This window comes from Methanobrevibacter sp. (assembly GCF_017431965.1).
In the GTDB taxonomy this organism is placed as follows: Archaea; Methanobacteriota; Methanobacteria; order Methanobacteriales; family Methanobacteriaceae; genus Methanocatella.
The window spans coordinates 22,142-40,567 of record NZ_JAFRKB010000005.1 but is presented as its reverse complement, the minus strand read 5'-3'; the positions used below and the strand labels follow the sequence as shown (position 1 = coordinate 40,567).

Annotated in this window: 20 protein-coding genes; 8 read left to right on the top strand and 12 right to left on the bottom strand. The window is 34.5% G+C overall.

The window, feature by feature from the left end:
- The first annotated feature begins 10 nt into the window (after positions 1-10).
- A complete protein-coding gene (locus IJI93_RS00855; protein ID WP_292818523.1) occupies positions 11-445 on the top strand; it encodes a hypothetical protein in 435 nt (144 codons plus the stop codon).
- A gap of 9 nt (positions 446-454) precedes the next feature.
- Here the strand turns inward: IJI93_RS00855 and IJI93_RS00850 are convergent, their stop codons facing one another.
- Both IJI93_RS00850 and IJI93_RS00845 read right to left on the bottom strand, forming a co-directional pair.
- The gene (locus tag IJI93_RS00850; RefSeq protein ID WP_292818520.1) at positions 455-1,036 is read right to left on the bottom strand and encodes a ZPR1 zinc finger domain-containing protein; all 582 of its coding nucleotides are present in this window, start codon (positions 1,034-1,036) and stop codon (positions 455-457) included.
- Complete coding sequence (locus IJI93_RS00845; RefSeq protein WP_292818517.1) at positions 1,029-1,973, bottom strand: 3H domain-containing protein; 945 nt, start codon at positions 1,971-1,973, stop codon at positions 1,029-1,031. The genes IJI93_RS00850 and IJI93_RS00845 overlap by 8 nt, the downstream gene beginning before the upstream one ends.
- 190 nt (positions 1,974-2,163) lie before the next feature.
- Between IJI93_RS00845 and IJI93_RS00840 the strand changes: the two genes are divergently transcribed.
- Both IJI93_RS00840 and IJI93_RS00835 read left to right on the top strand, forming a co-directional pair.
- A complete protein-coding gene (locus tag IJI93_RS00840) occupies positions 2,164-3,216 on the top strand; it encodes a DUF1611 domain-containing protein (RefSeq protein ID WP_292818514.1) in 1,053 nt (350 codons plus the stop codon).
- A gap of 5 nt (positions 3,217-3,221) precedes the next feature.
- Positions 3,222-3,803 carry a cell division protein SepF gene (locus IJI93_RS00835; protein ID WP_292818511.1) on the top strand — a complete coding sequence of 194 codons (582 nt, stop codon included), beginning with the start codon at positions 3,222-3,224 and terminating at the stop codon, positions 3,801-3,803.
- Here IJI93_RS00835 and IJI93_RS00830 read toward each other — a convergent pair.
- The 3 genes from IJI93_RS00830 to IJI93_RS00820 are packed head-to-tail and all read right to left on the bottom strand — an operon-like array spanning position 3,800 to position 6,173.
- Entirely contained in the window at positions 3,800-4,705 is a 906-nt protein-coding gene (locus IJI93_RS00830) for a TDT family transporter (RefSeq protein WP_292818508.1), read from the bottom strand. The genes IJI93_RS00835 and IJI93_RS00830 overlap by 4 nt on opposite strands.
- 39 nt (positions 4,706-4,744) lie before the next feature.
- Positions 4,745-5,383: an Ig-like domain-containing protein gene (locus IJI93_RS00825; RefSeq protein WP_292818505.1), complete on the bottom strand. Its 639-nt coding sequence runs from the start codon at positions 5,381-5,383 to the stop codon at positions 4,745-4,747.
- 25 nt (positions 5,384-5,408) lie between these two features.
- Positions 5,409-6,173, bottom strand: coding sequence for a TatD family hydrolase (locus IJI93_RS00820; protein ID WP_292818502.1), 765 nt, complete (start codon positions 6,171-6,173; stop codon positions 5,409-5,411).
- A 186-nt stretch (positions 6,174-6,359) separates the two neighbouring features.
- Here IJI93_RS00820 and IJI93_RS00815 point away from each other — a divergent pair, with 186 nt between their 5' ends.
- Entirely contained in the window at positions 6,360-7,139 is a 780-nt protein-coding gene (locus IJI93_RS00815) for a winged helix-turn-helix domain-containing protein (RefSeq protein WP_292818499.1), read from the top strand.
- Positions 7,140-7,149: 10 nt separating this feature from the next.
- Here the strand turns inward: IJI93_RS00815 and glyS are convergent, their stop codons facing one another.
- Genes glyS through tfrB form a run of 5 tightly spaced genes read right to left on the bottom strand, consistent with a single transcriptional unit; the run spans position 7,150 to position 12,680 of the window.
- Positions 7,150-8,844, bottom strand: coding sequence for a glycine--tRNA ligase (gene glyS, locus IJI93_RS00810; protein ID WP_292818496.1), 1,695 nt, complete (start codon positions 8,842-8,844; stop codon positions 7,150-7,152).
- Positions 8,845-8,856: 12 nt separating this feature from the next.
- Positions 8,857-9,444, bottom strand: a complete 588-nt coding sequence (dcd, locus tag IJI93_RS00805; protein WP_292818493.1) for a dCTP deaminase — start codon at positions 9,442-9,444, stop codon at positions 8,857-8,859.
- Between the two features lie 18 nt (positions 9,445-9,462).
- Entirely contained in the window at positions 9,463-10,287 is an 825-nt protein-coding gene (locus tag IJI93_RS00800) for a DUF362 domain-containing protein (protein ID WP_292818490.1), read from the bottom strand.
- The gene (locus IJI93_RS00795; RefSeq protein WP_292818488.1) at positions 10,284-11,192 is read right to left on the bottom strand and encodes a TrmJ/YjtD family RNA methyltransferase; all 909 of its coding nucleotides are present in this window, start codon (positions 11,190-11,192) and stop codon (positions 10,284-10,286) included. The genes IJI93_RS00800 and IJI93_RS00795 overlap by 4 nt, the downstream gene beginning before the upstream one ends.
- 12 nt (positions 11,193-11,204) lie before the next feature.
- The gene (tfrB, locus tag IJI93_RS00790; RefSeq protein ID WP_292818485.1) at positions 11,205-12,680 is read right to left on the bottom strand and encodes a fumarate reductase (CoM/CoB) subunit TfrB; all 1,476 of its coding nucleotides are present in this window, start codon (positions 12,678-12,680) and stop codon (positions 11,205-11,207) included.
- Between the two features lie 106 nt (positions 12,681-12,786).
- Here tfrB and iorA point away from each other — a divergent pair, with 106 nt between their 5' ends.
- The 4 genes from iorA (at position 12,787) to IJI93_RS00770 (ending at position 16,645) form a co-directional block, all read left to right on the top strand.
- Entirely contained in the window at positions 12,787-14,682 is a 1,896-nt protein-coding gene (gene iorA, locus IJI93_RS00785) for an indolepyruvate ferredoxin oxidoreductase subunit alpha (RefSeq protein WP_292818482.1), read from the top strand.
- A 4-nt stretch (positions 14,683-14,686) separates the two neighbouring features.
- On the top strand, positions 14,687-15,271 hold the full coding sequence (locus tag IJI93_RS00780; protein WP_292818480.1) for an indolepyruvate oxidoreductase subunit beta: 585 nt from the start codon (positions 14,687-14,689) through the stop codon (positions 15,269-15,271).
- 54 nt (positions 15,272-15,325) lie between these two features.
- Positions 15,326-15,604: a hypothetical protein gene (locus IJI93_RS00775; protein ID WP_292818478.1), complete on the top strand. Its 279-nt coding sequence runs from the start codon at positions 15,326-15,328 to the stop codon at positions 15,602-15,604.
- A 183-nt stretch (positions 15,605-15,787) separates the two neighbouring features.
- Entirely contained in the window at positions 15,788-16,645 is an 858-nt protein-coding gene (locus tag IJI93_RS00770) for a hypothetical protein (protein ID WP_292818475.1), read from the top strand.
- Between the two features lie 18 nt (positions 16,646-16,663).
- On the opposite strand, the gene IJI93_RS00765 is transcribed toward IJI93_RS00770, so the two are convergent.
- Both IJI93_RS00765 and IJI93_RS00760 read right to left on the bottom strand, forming a co-directional pair.
- Positions 16,664-17,095 carry an amino acid-binding protein gene (locus IJI93_RS00765; RefSeq protein WP_292818472.1) on the bottom strand — a complete coding sequence of 144 codons (432 nt, stop codon included), beginning with the start codon at positions 17,093-17,095 and terminating at the stop codon, positions 16,664-16,666.
- An 8-nt stretch (positions 17,096-17,103) separates the two neighbouring features.
- On the bottom strand, positions 17,104-18,405 hold the full coding sequence (locus IJI93_RS00760) for a phenylacetate--CoA ligase family protein (RefSeq protein WP_292818469.1): 1,302 nt from the start codon (positions 18,403-18,405) through the stop codon (positions 17,104-17,106).
- Positions 18,406-18,426 lie beyond the last annotated feature (21 nt).

Genomic DNA, 18,426 nt, shown 5'->3' with positions numbered 1-18,426 from the left:
AGATGTTATTATGCCTGAAGATGAAATTTTTGATGAAGAAGAAATCGTAGACGAAGATGATGAAAAGTTACCTTTCGCTAAGGCTGAAGTTGTTCGTTTGATGAAAGAAAATCTAGACGATGACAAAATGATTAGGGAAAGAGTAAAAGTCGAAATGAACAAATTTTTAGGTGATGTTTTAAAAAATGTATGTAAACAATTGAATGATTATCCTTACACTACAATAGAATACGAAATGCTTAAGGAATCCACTTACCCATACACTAACATCGAAAGGATTAATCAAGAAAAAGAAAGAATTTTATTACATTTAGAAGCTATTAAAGCTGATTGTAATGCATTAGCTATGGATGTTCAAAAAACCTTAAAATTAAAAGATGTTGTTGAAGAAGATACTTTCACCAATTTCTCAGCAAGTCTTGATGATGAAGAGGAAGGAGAATAATTCTTCCTTCTAATTATCTTCAATATGTGTAAAACCTGTTTTTAAATTTTTTAATTCCTCTTCTGGAATTTCCAGAATTTCTGCTTTTTCACTAACGATATTGCTTTGTCCGAATGGATCCAAAATTATTAATGTAGCAGTTCCGTTTCCTTTTTTTAGCTCATGAATTTCATCTAAAGTTTTTTTAGCATTAGTTTGTGATTCAACATCATCAAACAGATTCAACGCTTTTTTTACAGCGTCTTCAAATCGTGTCAGCATGCCTTCCACATTGGTTACATAACCTTCTGATTTTGGACCTGGTTCCACTTTAACACCGATTTCGGGGATTGAAACGGTTGCGGATTGTGATCTAACAACACGGATGGACAAGTTGTTTCTATTTATTTCAAGAACATATTTTGCAGGGTCGTTCTGTTCAAGTGCTATAATGTCATTATGTTTAAATCCGCATGATGGGCATTGTATGCTTGTCTCTAATACATTTCCAAAATGGGGAATTTCGATTTCCTTCATTATGGATTTGGCGACACCTTCAATTCCGCATGCTGGGCATTTAATAATCATTTCAGTAAGAGTTTCATCATTCATTTAAAACATATCCTTTATCTTTTAATTCAGTTATAATCTTATCCAATTTTTCCTGGTTTGAAGCACAGATTGTTGTATTCCTGTAATCTGACAGGCCATATAATTTATTCAGGTATTCCTTTTTGTCTTCACTTTCATTGATATTTCTTATAAATTTTTCGGCGGAGTTCACATCTGAAACGTTAATGTTTCGAACCAGCGGCTCCTTAAAGCCAGGAATATTGTATGTCACTTTTTCAAGTGATCCGTTGTTTTGCTTAATGATGATGTTTATCACATCCTCAAGCTCTTCAACAGAATTAGTTAACTTAATTGTGCTGCAAGCCTTATTGATAATTGATAAAATCTTATCCAGAGTCTTTTCAATGGTTTCGGCTTTTACGATTTCCACATCATTTTTTTCAGCTTGCCTTAATAAGTGGTCATGGATAATCCTATTCTCTTTAAAGAAATCAAGCTGTTTTCCGCCACGTTGAATTTGAATGGCCCTTTTGACAAATCTTTCTTTGTGGGATTCCTCATCTGAACTTAAAACAAAGAAGTAGATGTTTGCATATTCTCTGAACTGTTCAATATCGATTAATCCCGGAACTAGGTGAACCCCTTCAATAACGATATCGTCATAGTCGGTTATGGCTCGCTGAATTATTTTTTCCAAAGCCGGAATTACATAGGATGCATGTTCATCAAACCCTGCTGAAACCAAATCAGCATAATCTTCATATCGATTTTTGTTTCTCAGATGTTTATAGGCATCATAGGATGAGCTATGGAGTGCTGGCGCATATTCCTTACCAATAATTCCTCGGACAACAGCTCTAATGAAGTCACTTTCAATTAAATGTTTAATGTTGAGTTGTTTGGCAAGTTCTGCGGCTATTGTTGATTTTCCAATTCCGGATGCACTTCCTATCAATATAACATAGGGTTTTCTCATGCTTGATTCTCCTTTTAATTTTTTTTAATTAATATTATATTTATTAATTATTAGTCTTTAAACATTTACATTTATTAATATGAAAAATTATATTTAATAATATAATATTATTTTTATGATTTTTTTCAAAAATGGTAGGATAATAAATTACAGGGATAATTATAAATTATAAGTTATAGGGGTGAAATTGTTGTATTCAATAAAATCAGTTAAAGAGATTCAAGAGTTAAATCCATTCATTGTAGTTGGTTGTGGCGGCGGTGGAGAAAAATTCTCCAACCTTGAAGGTGTTGAAGCTATAGGATTCATTGATGATAATGTTAACAAACAAGGAAAAGAGTTTTGTAAATATAAAGTTACAGGCAGTCTTGAGGAATGTTTAAAAGATGCGCCTGAAGCAAAATCTCTTGTCATAATGCTGCCGATTGGCGCTGAAGGTGCTGCGCTAAAATATGCGGTCCAAGCTATTGATGCTGGATTGAATGTTGTTACTTCATTTAGATCATTGTCAATAAGTGAAAACTTGTCTCTAAAGAAATTTGCAGACTCAAAAAATGTTGTAATAAAAGAAATTGGCCCTAGATTGGACGTTGTTGAAATGATAGCTGGCATAGCTCCTGAAAAATCTTGCGAAGTTTTGCCGAAAATATCTTATGTTCCTAAAGCTCCTGTAATTTTCGTTGGAGGAACTTCCCAGGAATGCGGTAAAAGAACCACAACAAAAAAATTAGGCCTGGCCTGTATGGAAAGAGATTTGACCCCTGCAATAATTTCAACTGATGAAATGGGATTGGAAGAACCGACTGATTTTAATTTTAGGGCTGGAAGTTTATCCGCAATGGATGTTCCGGCAGCCGTATTATCTGCTATTAAATACGTGGAAGAAACAAAAAACCCTGATATTATTTTTATTGAAGGTCAGTCTAGCTTAACTGAAGATGGAAATCCTCACCCAAGAGGATTGTCTGCAGCTATTTTAATTGGTGCCGCTCCTGATGCGGTTATTGTTGGACACAGACCAAATCACCCTTACAGAGAACCAAAAGGCATCGAAGAAGAAATTAAAGCTATTGAGGCTGTTGAACCTACAAAAGTTGTTGGTTTATCTATCAATCTTAAAAATGCTGACGACGATATGACAATTGAATCTTTCGAATCTGAATTTGGATTGCCTGTTGAAGATGTTTATAATAATGGAGCAGCTAAACTGTTGGATGCTATTATTGAATATTTAGAGGAGTAATTTAAATGAGCTTTATGGACACATTAAAAAGAAGTTTAGGCTTCGAAGAAACAAATACAAGTAACGATAAGACAAATGATGAGTCAAGCTTTTATGAAATATTGGATGAGTTGACTAATGATGTGAAGGCTGGAGTCAGCAATTTGCGAGGAATGATACAACAAGATGATTCCCAATCTTCCAGACCTACTCAAAATCCTAATCCTACCTACAATACTAATCCTACTTTTAATCCTAATCCTACTCAAAGTTCTGAGCAAATGCCAAGACCTACTCCGATTCAAGATGATTATGATGATTATGTAATCACTCCTGAACAGTCATATTATGAGATTGTTCTCATTAGGCCGAAATCAATCGATGACGTTAACTATGTTATTGACCAAATTGTTGAAGAGAGAAATCCTGTGATATTGGATTTATCTTTCTTAGAAAAGGATAGTCCCGCTAACTTCAAATTGGCTGGAGAAAAAATTAAACAGATGAGGGCAAAATACGGTGCTCAAGCTTTATTGCTTGCACGCTCTGAAGAAAAGAATCTGATTATCATCTCTCCTAATAAAGTTAGATTAATCAATAAAAGTTAAGTAGATTCATTTCTACTTAAAAATTTTATATATTTTGTTAGAACATACAATACAATAGCTGTAGCTATGACAGTTTCAATGCTTAAAACACCATTTAAAATGATCTTTGATCCTATTTTTGAAATCACTCCTTTTGTTGCAAGTGTGCTTATTACAAATGGAAATGTAAATGCTGAAAAGCTTGGATAAAAGTCTAAGTTTCTATATTCTATGAATTTAGCTAGTGCAAATATGTAGAATATGCATGCAAATAAATACATTATTCCTAAAAACCCAAGGGATATGTGGTTATATGAATTGATGTATCCCACAATCAATATGCTTAAGACTGCATTGAAGATACATATCAATGGCTTGTTTGCATCCGGAATATCACTATATTTCAAGTATCTGTATACTACAAGAGGCAGGGTTATAATCATAGCAATGAATCCGACTAAAAAGAATATGAAACCTAGTCCATCAAGACCATGTGCATTAGCTGTAATTGCTCCCATTGTAATTCCGATAAACACTATCCAGTAGCTTGGATAGACTGTCGAAATATCAAAGTTACGTATGATGAAATGATGGGTGAAGTAAATCATTAGTAAAATATGCAAAGCTACACCAAATATCCACACACCATATGCAATATTTGGCATGAATGGTTGGAGGTATGTAGATAAAAGCATCAAACTCATCGAAAAAGTACCTGAATTACTTGCAATAATCGGATTTTTAAAATCTTCTTTAATATTTTTTGGGTATAAAATAAGTTTTAAAATTATTGAAATCATTAATATTATACCTATTGCAGCACAAATCACTCTTAAATGAGGATGCACATCATTTAAAAGATTTCCAAGTGATAATAATGCAAGAATTAAACCACAAATTGGAATAGGTATTTTTTCAATCATGGTTTTATATTGGTTTTTAAAAATAAAAAAAGCTATGGTTTAACCGCCATAGCCGTAAGTAATTACATATCCGTTTGAATCAACAATCCTAAAGTAACCGTCATCATATTGAATTCTCTGGTTTCCATCACTCAGGGACTGGCGAGATTGTTCGTGTTCACTAGGATTCCACCCGTTAACAACTTCACTTTCATGATTTGGTGTGTACCCTTTGTAATTCGGATCATTTTTAGGCCTGTTTGCTTCAATTGAATTTTCAGAACTACTTGATGAACTTGAAGTTGTTTCGGCGGCACTTTTTACAGTAATTTCCTTTGTAGCGGAAGCCGCATTGTATGTATCATCACCTTCAAAACTGCATGTCAGATTATGGGTTCCGTTGTTTTCTTCAGTTAATGTTAAAGTTGCAATTCCGTTAGAATCTGTTTTAATCACATATTCCTGTGTGTTATTGGGACTTTTAAGGACAACTTTAATGTTTTTATCAGAAATAGGGTTATTTTTTGAATCAGATAGTTTGACGGTGATATTGTCGCCTTCATTTAGAGATTCTGGGTTTGTTATTTCTAACTGGCAATTTTCTTTCATCATTGTTGGAAAAACGGTAGCTCCAATCAAAATAAGTAAAATGGCAATGATTGCAATTAATGCCACTATAATTAATTTGTTGTTTTCCATAGTATTATTTAGTAATTAATAGTATTTAAAATGTGTTTAATCTGAAAAACTTCTCTCCATTTTCATGGGATACTTTGTTAATATTGTTCTTGTCATATCCTAACCTTTCAAGTTCACGCACGGTTTTTGGCACTGAAAGGGGATCGGATGCTTTGTTGCTTATGTCACTGTTTAATAAGAATCTTTCAAACCCGTATTCATCCAAAATTGCTATTGCATCTTCCTTTTCCATTTTTTGAGGTTGCACAGTTAAGCCCAGCATGCAATCGGTATTGACTGCATCTTCAATAACGTGGGGATTAATGTGGTCGATAACTGCTTGAGATTCATCCAAATGTTGGGGTATTATTTCAATTATCTCTTTTAGAACCTCTTTTTTGTTTTTTCGAGGGGTGTGTATTATCACTTTTGATTTTGTCTCATCGGCAATATCCAATTGCTTTTTGAAGATGGCAATTTCATTTTCAGTTAAGTCTTCAAGACCAATTTCGCCAATAGCAACAATCTGTTTAGTTTCAATCCATTCGTATAGATTTTCAAAGATTATTTCCGGATTTATATTGGAATTTGCAGGATGAATGCCTAAGGCTACTTTCAAATCAAGTCCGTATTCGTTTGCTCTTGCGGTGTCCAGCTCCAATATCCTATTTAAATGATTTAAAAGAATCATTTCATGTTCTATTTTATAAGGATAGAAACTGCATGTAATTGCAGTGTTTATTCCTGCAAGATACATTTCCTTAAAGTCTTCACCACTTCTTGAATCTGCATGTATATGTGTATCAATCATATTTATCCCGTTAAATTTTATTTCTTCATGTTTAGTTTGTTTATCTTATTTTAAAAAATTATCTAAAATGTTTAGCTACTTTTATACTTTTTGCAAGTGTTATTTTCTGCGGTTGTTCACTTCAAGAGATTTTATATTTTTAGTAATAAAAATAATAGAATAAGTAATACTAATAGGTGGTCTACTGTGGTTGAAGAAAAAGAAAACTATTTAAAAAGTTATGAATCTATTTCAAAGGATTTAAAATATGTAACAAACTCATTGTCTAGGTTGAAAATTATAGCGACACTATATGATGGTCCTAAAAGCATGAAAGGTTTAACTGAAGATACTGGATTAAGTTACAGCTCTGTATCAAGCACCATGCATAAATTGGAATTGGAAAATTTTGTTTACAGACAATCAAGCAAATATCATTTAACCAATTCCATGAGGATGCAAATAGAAAATGTTTTGGAGTTAAATAAAACCATTGATGTGATAAATAAGTTTTTCAATATTTTGGATAAGCATTTGGTTGACATGATTCCAAACCAATCAATTGCTGAGATATATCTGATAGGACAAGCGAGCCTGATAGAATCAGGGGATATCGATGCATACAGGACTTACAATTACATTGAAAATGCATTGATGGAAGCTAACTGTGTGAAATGCATTTTGCCATTTTATTATGAAAGCTTCACTAATCAATTGGATAATCTGGTTAAAAGCAATAATCCTGTTGAAATGATGGTTTCCAAAGAGATTTTACATATTTTCGAAGAAAAGTCAGAAATTAAAAATTTATCCTCTTTTAAAAAGGAAGATAATCTCCTGCTGATAGTCACCGATAAAGTGATGATTCTGGGATTATTTAAGGAAGATGGCAGTTTCGATCAGAACAGGTTATTGATCTCAAAAAATAGCAATTCATTAAAATGGGCGGTTAATCTGTTTGAAAATTTTAAAAATTTAAATAAATGAGTTTTTTAACTCATTTATAATATTTTTCCAGGTAGTCATTCAACTCATCAATCGGAATTCTTTCCTGATTTTCGGTGTCTCTGTCTCTCACGGTTACTTGTTTGTCTTCAAGACTGTCAAAGTCAACTGTTACGGCAAGAGGAATGCCGATTTCATCAGCTCTAGCATATCTTTTCCCGATTGTTCCAGTTGCATCGTATTCTACTTTAAATCCAGCTATTCTCAAGGTTTCAGTTAAATCCTGAGCGATTTCACGAGGGCCTTCTTTATTGACGAGCGGGAAAACTCCAACTTGTACGGGGGCTACTGATTTGTCAAATTTAAAGTAGTCCTTTTCATCAGTTTCTGTAAATGAATGCAATAAAACTGTATATAGAATACGGTCAATACCGAATGAAGGCTCAATTACATGAGGAATGATTTTTTCACCTGTAATTTCCTCTTCAACATCTTCAAAGAGGAGCAATTCCTTGTCTACTTCATAAACCTTGTCCAGTTCAACAGTGAATTTTCCATCACTTTCAAGTGCAGCTTTGATGTCTTCAGGGTCGGCATCTTCGATTGCTTGTTTAACTTTAGGGGAATCTCCTTTAAATATTGGTCCAAATTTGGATAGATTAGGTTTGACAACGGTTTTTTGAACTTTTTTAGGTTCATCGTATTCAACGAATACATTTAATTCATCATTACTGAATTCGGAATGTGAACTTAGGTCATAATCTCCCCTATCGGCAATTCCGATGATTTCAATCCATCCATATTTGTCGGTTTTCGCTTCAACGTCCCAACAGTCAAGTGCATAGTGGGCCATTTCTCCAGCCAGGTGTTGTCTGAATCTCAATGCATCTTCAGGAATTCCAATTTCTGTTAAAAACTTACGTGCTAAGTATAATTGATAAATAAGCATTTCATTAGCTACAATTCCTTTATCCAGAGCTTCACGTGCAGTAATTTCTAATGGTTCAGTATTATTTTCCTGAACTTCCTGTGAATTTAAGCGCAGGATTTCATTTTCAATCTGTGCGAATTTTGGATGGGTCTTATCTTTAGGGTTTAAGAAAATTTCCGCTTCTGCTTGTGTGAATTCTCTAAGTCTGATAACACCTTGCCTTGGAGATATTTCGTTTCTGTAGGCTTTTCCAAGTTGAACCACTCCGAATGGAAGTTTTCCTCTGAAAAATCTTTCCAAACGTTTGAATAAAATGAAGATTCCTTGAGCGGTTTCAGGTCTCATATAACCTACTTTGTCTCCTTTTGCTCCAATTTCTGTTTTAAACATTAAATTGTAGTTCCAGATGTTTGACAATTTTCCGCCACATTCGGGACATACGATATTATTATCAATGACAATCTGGTCTAGCTCTTCGTTTTCTAAACTTTCCACATCTTCGCCAATCACTTCTTCAATGATATGGTCAGCTCTGAACACTTCACCACATTTTTCACATTTACACATTGGGTCGGTAAAGTTGTCGACATGTCCTGATGCTTTCAGAACTTCTTTTGGCATTACGGTAGGGCCTTCAATTTCGTAAAATCCTTCACCGGAAACGTACTGTTTTCTCCATTTCTGCATGATGTTATTTTTTAAGCTTGCTCCTAGAGGACCATAATCGGTAAAACCGGAAACTCCTGAGTAAATTTCAAAAGATGGCCATAAAAATCCTCTTTTTGCACTAATATTTGTCATTTTATCATGATTCATAAACACTAACTCCTAATCTTTTTTTAATTCATAGTCCAGTTTAACTCTACTGCTTTCAGGGCGAGTTTGACCCATGTATTTACTATTTCTATCGGGGTGTCCGTATGGCACTTCTGCAGGTGTGGTCATGGTTTCAAATACAATCTGGCATACTCTTTGACCTGGATAAAGCGCAACAGGCATTGCGCCGATGTTAGATATTTCTAAAGTAATTTTTCCTTCAAAACCGGGATCGATAAAACCTGCGGTAACATGCATTGTTACACCTAAACGCCCCATACTTGAACGGCCTTCCACTCTTGCCACTAGATTATCAGGTAATTTAACATATTCTAATGTGGTGGCAAGTGCAAATTCATTGGGGTGTATGATAAATGCTTCACCTTCCTCGACAATAGTTGATTCCATGTAGGAGGCTATGTCTTCCTCATCTTTCGGGTCAATATAAGGTTTTCTAATAACTTTAAATACTTTAAATTCATCTCCCAATCTCATATCAACAGAAGATGGCTGTATTTGTTTTTCATCTTTAATGGGTTCGATTACTATCTTCCCATCTTTCAAGTATGCTTTAATATCTTTATCACTCAAAATTGCCATATTTTCACGCAAAATTATTTATAATTCTTTTTCAAATAAATTGTCAATCCTATTAATCACGTTATTAATAGTTTTATCAGTATAATCGATTGTAATTGCATTAAATTTACAGGCATTTACACAAAGTCCGCAGCCTTTACAGTTATCAGCATCAATGTGGATTTTGCCATCTTTCATAGAAATGGCATCAAACATGCATGCTTCAAGACATTTGCGACATTTTTTACAGTTATCTTTATGCAATCTGACTTCAATTCCATCTAATTTTTCTAGCTTATCACTGATTTCGTTGTCTAAGTTAGGATAAACTTTCCATAAACAGCAGCAAGGACAGCAATGACAGATTGTAAGCAATCCTTTTCCTGGTCTAACATTCATCCACACTGTATCAATCTTATTGCGCCCAATAATGTGGCTTAAACCTGCAGCATCGGCTTGGTCCACTTGAGCCAAAGCTTCTTCAACTGTTGCTTCATGGCATATTGCTCTTGGAATCTTTTTGGAAGTCGGCCCCAGGAAAATGCATCCTATGTCATGAGGGTAATCCTTACAATCGTTTGAAGTTCTGCAAAGACATGTATTCATTATAACAATGTCAGGAGTTCTTTTTATCACTTCTTTAATAACATCGGTAGGCAGGAATTCGGAGCCTGCAGATTCTATTTTCTTGTTAACATTGATGGTATTTGGAACAACAACAATCTCATCATTTTCAAAAAGCAGTTTATCAATTACTTTTTTGGCTACTTTTGATTTTTTTGTTAATCCAGCTATCCAAAATCTCCAATTGAAGATTCTGTTAACTATGAATGTACTGATTTCTGCAAAGCTAATTTTTCTCATTCTTCACCAATTTTCACTTTCAATCTTCTTAATATCCCTTTCAGGGTATGTGCTTCCCTACCTGTAATAAAAGCCCTATTAATAATATTTTTAAATGCTTTCAGACCATTCTTCTTTTTATGGTCAGGTATATCCAAGCTTTCAATCAAATCATGCATGTCCTTTAATAGATATTCCTTTTCCAAAGCAGTACTTTCTTCTAGGCCTATAACACTGAAATCGTGTTTATTCTTGAATAATTCATAGAATATTATTGCGGCTGCATGAGATATGTTCATGATTGGATATGTGGGGTCTGTTGGAATGGAAACGCAAATATCAGATTCTTCAATCTCTTTATTTGTAAGTCCATTGCCTTCCCGTCCAAATAAAATGGCTATTTTATTTGAAGCATTCAAGCGTTTTCCTAACTCGTCGGGAGTGACAGGAATTCTTGATAGATTATAACTTCCTCCGGCCATGCCTGTTGAGGCAACTTTAAAGTCAATTCTTTGAGACTGATAGAATTCATCTAAAGAGCCATAGATTTTTGCATTTTCAACTATGTATTTTCCATGTGTGGCCTGATAATATGCCTCGTTAGTCAATTTCGGAGGATTTATAAGTATTAAATTTTTCAATCCGAAGTTGGCCATTGTTCTTGCAAGAAAACCAACGTTTCCCGGAGTCTCGCACTCAACAAAAACAATGTATATATTTTCTTTAAAGTGATTTACTTCATTTTCTTCTTGTTCTCTTGTAAGCTTAACTCTGCCGGTGCCTCTGGATTGAGTTTTAGGTTTTGATTTTTTTGTGGAGGTTGATTTTTTTTCTGCTTCGGGTTTTTCCTCGTTTTTCGGTGAACTCATTGCTGCTGTATCCACAACCTGTTGTTCACTTACGGCAGTATCTCCTATCTCAATCAACTCCTAATCTATTTATTCATAAGCTTTTGTCAATAATTCAAGTAAATGCATAGATTTGATATTTCCACAACCTATCTCATTCAAACCATCCTGCAAGTTCAGTTCACAAAACGGACAGATTGTAACCACTGCATCGGATCCAGTATCCTTAATCATTTCTGCTTTTGATTTGGACAGGTCTAGTGCGATTTCAGGTTTTCCGGATTTTATTCCTCCACCAGCTCCGCAGCATTGGCAAGGATACTTCATTTCTTCAAATTTAATGCCCGGAATCTTTTCAATAATGTCACGCGGAGCATCTTTAATGCCCTGGCCTCTTCCCAAATGACATGGGTCGTGATATGTAACGGTCATGTCAACTTCTTTTAGTTTGCTTTCATCAAGCTTATCCACTAAAAATTCGCTTATGTCCATTACGTGCAATCTGGAACCGAATTCCGGATGATTATTTTTTAAAGTGGATCCGCAGCCTGAACAGACTGTAATTACAGTGTCATAATCTTTAAAGACTTCTTTGTTTTTATCAACAAGCTCCTGCACAATGTCAGTTTGGCCGGTTCTCAAAAGCGGAGAACCGCAACATACTTGACCTTCAGGAACATCAACATCAATGCCGTTTTCTTTTAAAACATTTACCAGCATATGTCCAATTTCAGGGAATTTATAATCAACCATACATCCAGTAAAGAAGGCAACTTTGGATCCGGTATAATTTTCAGCTTCCTCGATAAATGGTGTTTTATCGGTTTTTATGGATCTTCCTGTTTTTAAGATATTCTCTTTAAACGCCACATGTTCTGGAAGTGGGCCTGAACCGTTTGCAACAGCAAGGGCTCTCATTTTTTCAATTGCATCTCCGAAGGTGTTGATGTTTTTAGGACAAACAGCTAAACATTTGCCGCAGCTGGTACAATTGTAAAGTCCTTCGTCCAAGGCCTCTTTTAACCTGTCGAAGTTCTCTCTTGGATCAGTTTCAAACTTATTGATGTATCTCATAAGGTATGGTCCGCCGAATTCTTCTGTTGCAATATTGACAACAGGGCAAGTTGAAAGACAGGAATAACATTCTATACAGCTTCTTACCTTTTTGGTATCTTTTGTGTCTTCTTTTGTAATGGAAGTATCAAGCTCGCTGCATTCATGGTCACATTGGAGGGATAATTCTAAATCTTTCACTTTGGCTTCGATACTTGATTTGTCGACAATAAGGTCTTTGATAACAGGGAAATTAAGCGGTTCGATAATTGCTCCGTCCTTAATTTCTTTTTGACATGCGAGAGCTCCATTTCCTTTAAATAGAATTCCGCATGATCCGCATTGTCCAGCTCTGCATGAGCTTCTAAAACTGATATTCGCATCATATTTTTCGTTGATGGCTTGAAGCGCATCCAATACCTTCATTTGAGGTGTTTTTTCAATTTCATAACACTCCAAATGAGGCTCTGCATCTTTTTCACTGTCAAACCTTGAAACATAAACTTTAATCATCATTCCCCTCCAATTTCTAAAAGCTTATAAAATATTATAATATAATATTTATACATCAAACTATTATATAATAATTAGTATTAATGATTATTTTGAGGAAAATATAATGAATTTAAAAGAATTAGTTACAGGGGTTCAAGGTGAAAAACAATTTTTACTTGGTAATGAAGCTGCTGTAAGGGGAGTAATAGAGGCAGGAGTTTCTATTGCAGCCACTTATCCAGGAACTCCTTCATCAGAAATTGGAAATGTATTATCGCTGCTGGCTAAAGAAGCCAATATTTATTTTGAGTTTTCTACAAATGAAAAGGTGGCCATGGAAGTTGCAGCTACTGCTGCCGCATCAGGCTTACGTTCATTTACTTTTATGAAGCATGTGGGTATGAATGTGGCCAGCGACTCATTCATGACAACTGCATATTCAGGCGTTAAAGGAGGTATGGTTATTCTATCCGCTGATGATCCTTCACTTTTCTCATCTCAAAATGAACAGGACACACGTAATTATGCAAGATTGGCCAATGTTCCTGTTTTGGAACCATCAAATTGTCAAGAAGTAAAGGATATGGTTAAATATGCATTTGAACTGTCTGAGCAATTCGGTCTTCCGGTAATCGTCAGAACAACCACTCGCGTATCTCATATGAGAGGAGTTGTTGAATTTGGAGATATAAAAGATAACTCTTCAAACAACGATAACCATTGGAAGAGAGGGCATTTCGATAAAGACCCATCCAAATTTGTTCCGGTTCCCGCTTTTGCCGGTGACATGCATGTTAGGTTATGGGATAAGATACATAAAATCGAAGAGATTACAAATAAAAGCGATTTAAATACTGAAATTGAGTTTTCAAGTGATAAGAAGTATGGTGTAATAGCTTCAAGCAGTGCCTATAATTATGCTCATGACGTTGTCAAATTCAATGGTTTGGATGCAGACATTTTAAAATTAGGATTTTCATATCCGTTTCCACGCGAAAAGGTCGCTGAATTTTTAAGCGATTTGGATGAAGTGTTCATTGTTGAGGAAGTTGACCCGATTATGGAAAGGGATACTCTGGCCACTGTCGGAGCTAAAAACTTGGACGTTATCGTTCACGGTAAATTGGATGGCACATTCCCGCTTTATCATGAGTTCAATTCAGATGTTGTCGCAGATGGATTTAATAAAGTTTTAAACTTTAAGGAGGATAAACTTACTTCCTATTCCTCAAGCTTGGAAAAACTGTCTGAGGATATCCCTTCAAGAGCACCTGTTTTATGTGCGGGATGCCCTCACAGAGCAATGTATTATGGAATAAACAAGGCTATTGAAGAGCTTGGATTGAAAGCTGAAGATGTAGTGTTTGCATCTGATATCGGATGTTATACTTTAGGGATTAATCCGCCATACAATGCTGCAGATTACTTATTGTCAATGGGTTCCAGTGTCGGTGACGGATGCGGATTTTCAGTTTCCACTGACCAGAAGGTAGCAAGCTTCATTGGGGATTCAACATTTTTCCATAGCGGTGTTTCACCTTTAATCAATGCCGTTCACAACAAACATAATTTTGTCCTGACAGTTCTTGATAACAGAATCACTGCAATGACTGGAGGTCAGCCAAACCCGGGCATTCCGGTTGATGGTATGGGCGATGACGCTCCTGAAGTCTCTATTCGCAAACTTGCTTTGGCTTGCGGATGCGATTATGTGCGTGTAATCAATCCGTTTAACTTGGAACAGGTTGTTAAAACTTATAAAGAAGCGTTTGAAAGAGATGATACTGCAGTAATTATATCAAAAGCGCCATGTACTTTAATTAAAGGCTTGGCTAAAAAGCCTCCTGTCAAATTCATTGAATCAAACTGTAATTATTGTGATAAATGTGTAAATGAACTTGCATGTCCTGCAATTTCAAAGATTGACGGAAAAATTACAATTGATGAGGCTCAATGTGACGGATGCAACGTATGTATTCAGGTTTGTAAATATGGAGCTTTACAGGCAGGTAGGGAGTGAGAAAATGGATAATCATTATAATATTTATATTTGTGGTGTTGGGGGTCAAGGAATTATTAAAACCTCAACTATCATTGGTGAAGCTGCAATGAACCAAGGTTTGGATGTGGTAATGAGTGAAATTCATGGAATGTCTCAAAGAGGTGGATCTGTTTCTACTGAATTAAAAATTGGAGGATATAACTCTTCAATCATCCCGAATAAGGGGGCAGACATGTTACTTTCTTTTGAACCGATTGAAACAATAAGGGGATTGGATAAAGTAAACGGCGAAACTAAAATAGTTTACAATACTCAACCTATCATTCCATCTTCTTCCGATAAGGCTTACCCGAGTGTTGATAGTATAACTAATATATTGAAGGAAAATTTCAAGCATGTTCTTCCAATTGATGGAACCAAGCTCGCCATTGAAGCAGGAAGCGTTTTGGCTTTAAACATGGTTTTATTGGGTGCGGTTACTGCAGATGATAACTTTCCATTGTCAAAGGAATCTGTCATTGATGCAATGAAAAATAATCTGAAACCTAAATTCCATGACATGAATTTAAAAGCTATCGAAAGTGGATATAAATCAATCAAAGGTTAAAAATTTAAATAGTATTTCGAATAAACTTTTAAATAGATAATGAGTTGTGGTATTATGGCTTACAAAATAGAAAATGCAATTGTTAAAAAAGAGATAAGTGGGAAAATTTCCCTAATCGATCCAGATAATGTTTTCGCTGATGAAGATGCATTTATTGCTATTAAAAGTGATGATTTAATTACTATTCAACTTTTAATCAATGGAATAATGAAAAACGATTTTAAAAATTGGAAGGAATTGGGTGTTATTCCGGATAATGAACCTCTTAAAACTCTTTTCGTTCGCTTAGGATATTCCAGAGAAGATATAGCTAGAATGATTAAGGAATTCTAGTTAATTTTTTTTACTTTTTTTTTAAAAATTTTTATAAATTGCTCTTATTTTTCAATATTGCTCTAATTTTGGAATATTTATTTGAAAAAACCAAATTATTTAAGTTAATATGTTTTAAATCAAATGTAAATCCTTTTAAATTATATTTTAAAGATTATTAACCATATTAAGAGGTGTCCTATTATGGCAGAATTTCAAGAAGACATGCTTTTTAAAAATGTTTCTGATGAAGATGCGGGTATTCTTTTGGATATAATTGGTAAAAAGTCCAAAAAGACAAAGGTATGGACTAAAGAGCTAAGGCATATTGACCCTACTAACTACAAACCAGATTTGATTTTAGAATTGGATGATGAAAATCTAATTCTTGAATTTCAAAGTACTGTTGTTAATGATAACTTTTCACGAAGGGCTCATTCTTATGTTGCAATCACTGACCAAAACAAAAATAATGATAAGGAAGTAAATTTATCGGTTTTAAGCACTGCTGAGAATTCGAAAATTGTTCAATATAAATATAATAAATTAAATGTATTTAGTTATGAAATTGAGGGATTGAATAATTTAAACGGTGAAGAAATTATAAACAATGTAAAAAATAAACTTAAAAACAGGAAAAAACCTAATGGTAAAGATATTATTTTGTTGTCTCTGGTTCCATTAAGTAATAAAGGTAATAATATTGTTGAATATATCTACCGAGTCATAAGAATTCTATTCAAATTGAAAGACTTAACAATATCTCAAAAAGACTTGGCATTTGGGATAATGTTGTTAACAACAGATAAATTCGTTGAGGATTCTTTAGAAAGAAATATTATTTGTGATTTGTTGGGTGGTAGAATGAGTTTAATTCATGAATACGGTGAAAACAAGTATAAAGATGGCAAAGATGAAGGTATTGAGCAAGGTATTGAGCAAGGTATTGAGAAAATAATTTTAGATTTGTTGAAATCTGGAGATAAACCCGAAGAAATTGCTGAGAAAACTTCTGTTTCATTAGAAAAAATAATTGAAATTAAAAATAAAAATAATTTGTAGAAAAGAGGTTAATCTTTTCTATAAATCTTTAATGTCTTCTTCATCTAAAATTTTAATATTTCTTTCATTTAAAGCAGCAATAGCATCTTCCATATTTTCAAATTTCATAACCACTATGGCTTCATCCACTTTAGAGCTTACAAATGCGTACACATATTCTAAATTAATTTTTTTCTCTTCAAAAATAGACAATGCGGAATTCAATCCATTAGGTTCATCTGGAATAGCTAAAATGATTACTTCGTTTTCTTTTACAATAAAACCGTCCTTTTCAAGTGCTTCAATTGCTTTTTCATTGTCTGAGACAATTAATCTTAATATTCCGTATTTTGCAGTATCTGCTATTGAAAGAGCACGAATATTAATGTTTTCTTTAGCTAATGTGTCAATAGCTTTTTTAATTCTTCCTTCTTTGTTTTCTACAAAAATTGAAATTTGTTTTACTGCCATTTTATCACCTATTCAAATTTCCTTTCATCGATTACACGAACAGCTTTACCTTCACTTCTCGGTAGGGATTCCGGTTCACATATTGTTACATCCACTCTCAAACCGGTTTCTGATCTAATTGATGCTTGAATTTGTTTTTCTACTTTTTCCATTTCTTTCATTTCATCTGAGAACAGCTCTTTTGATGCTTCTACCTTAACTTCGACTTCATCTAAAATATCCGGTCTTGTTACATGAATCATGTAATTAGGGCTAATGCCCTCGATTTTAAGCAATGCCTTTTCAATTTGTGATGGGAATACCATAACTCCTTTGATTTTTAGCATATCATCGCTTCTTCCGGTGATTCTAGTCATTCTAACGGTTGTTCTTCCACATTCACATTTTTCCCCGATGAGTGAAGTTAAATCTTTTGTTCTGAATCTTAAAATAGGCATTCCAGTTTTGGTAAGGGATGTTAGAACAAGCTCTCCTTTTTCACCATATTCCAGGGTTTCACCTGTTTGCGAGTTGATGATTTCCGGATAGAAGTGGTCATCCTGAATGTGCATTCCGTTTTGTTGAGCGCATTCTTGAGCAACGCCTGGACCCATCACTTCTGTTAATCCATAAATGTTATGTGTTTTGATACCAAGTGAGGATTCGATTCTTTTTCTCATTTCGTCAGTCCACATTTCGGCTCCATGAATTCCTATTTTTAAGTTGATGTCCTCTAGCGGAATTCCTGCCTTTTCTCTTGATTCTCCCAAATACATTGCATAAGATGGAGTACAGGTTAAGATTTCACTTTGGAAATCTACCATTGTATCGAGCTGTCTTTTGGTGTTTCCTGCTGAAATAGGTATTGTAATTGCGCCCATCTTATTTCCGCCGTGGTGAATACCGAATCCTCCTGTGAACAAGCCATAACCGTAGGCATTTTGGATAATGTATTCTTTTTCAGCGCCAGCCATTTTTAGTCCGCGCGCAATACATTCTCCCCATATGTCTAAGTCATTTTGTGTGTATGCGGTTACAGTCGGTTTTCCGGTTGTTCCAGAAGATGCATGAACTTCTACAATCTCTTCACGGGGAACCGCAAGCAATCCTAACGGATAAGCTTCTCTCAAATCACTTTTTGTTGTAAATGGTATTTTTTCAATATCTTTTAAAGTTTTAATGTCTTCGGGTTTTATTCCTGCTTCATCAAATCTTTTTTTGTAAAACTCAACATTTTCATATGCCAGTTTTACAGTTTCCTGAAGCCTTTTAAGCTGTAAAGCCTCTTTTTCTTCTTTTTCCATACATTCTGCTTCTTCATTCCAAAACATAGTATCCCTATTTCATACTTT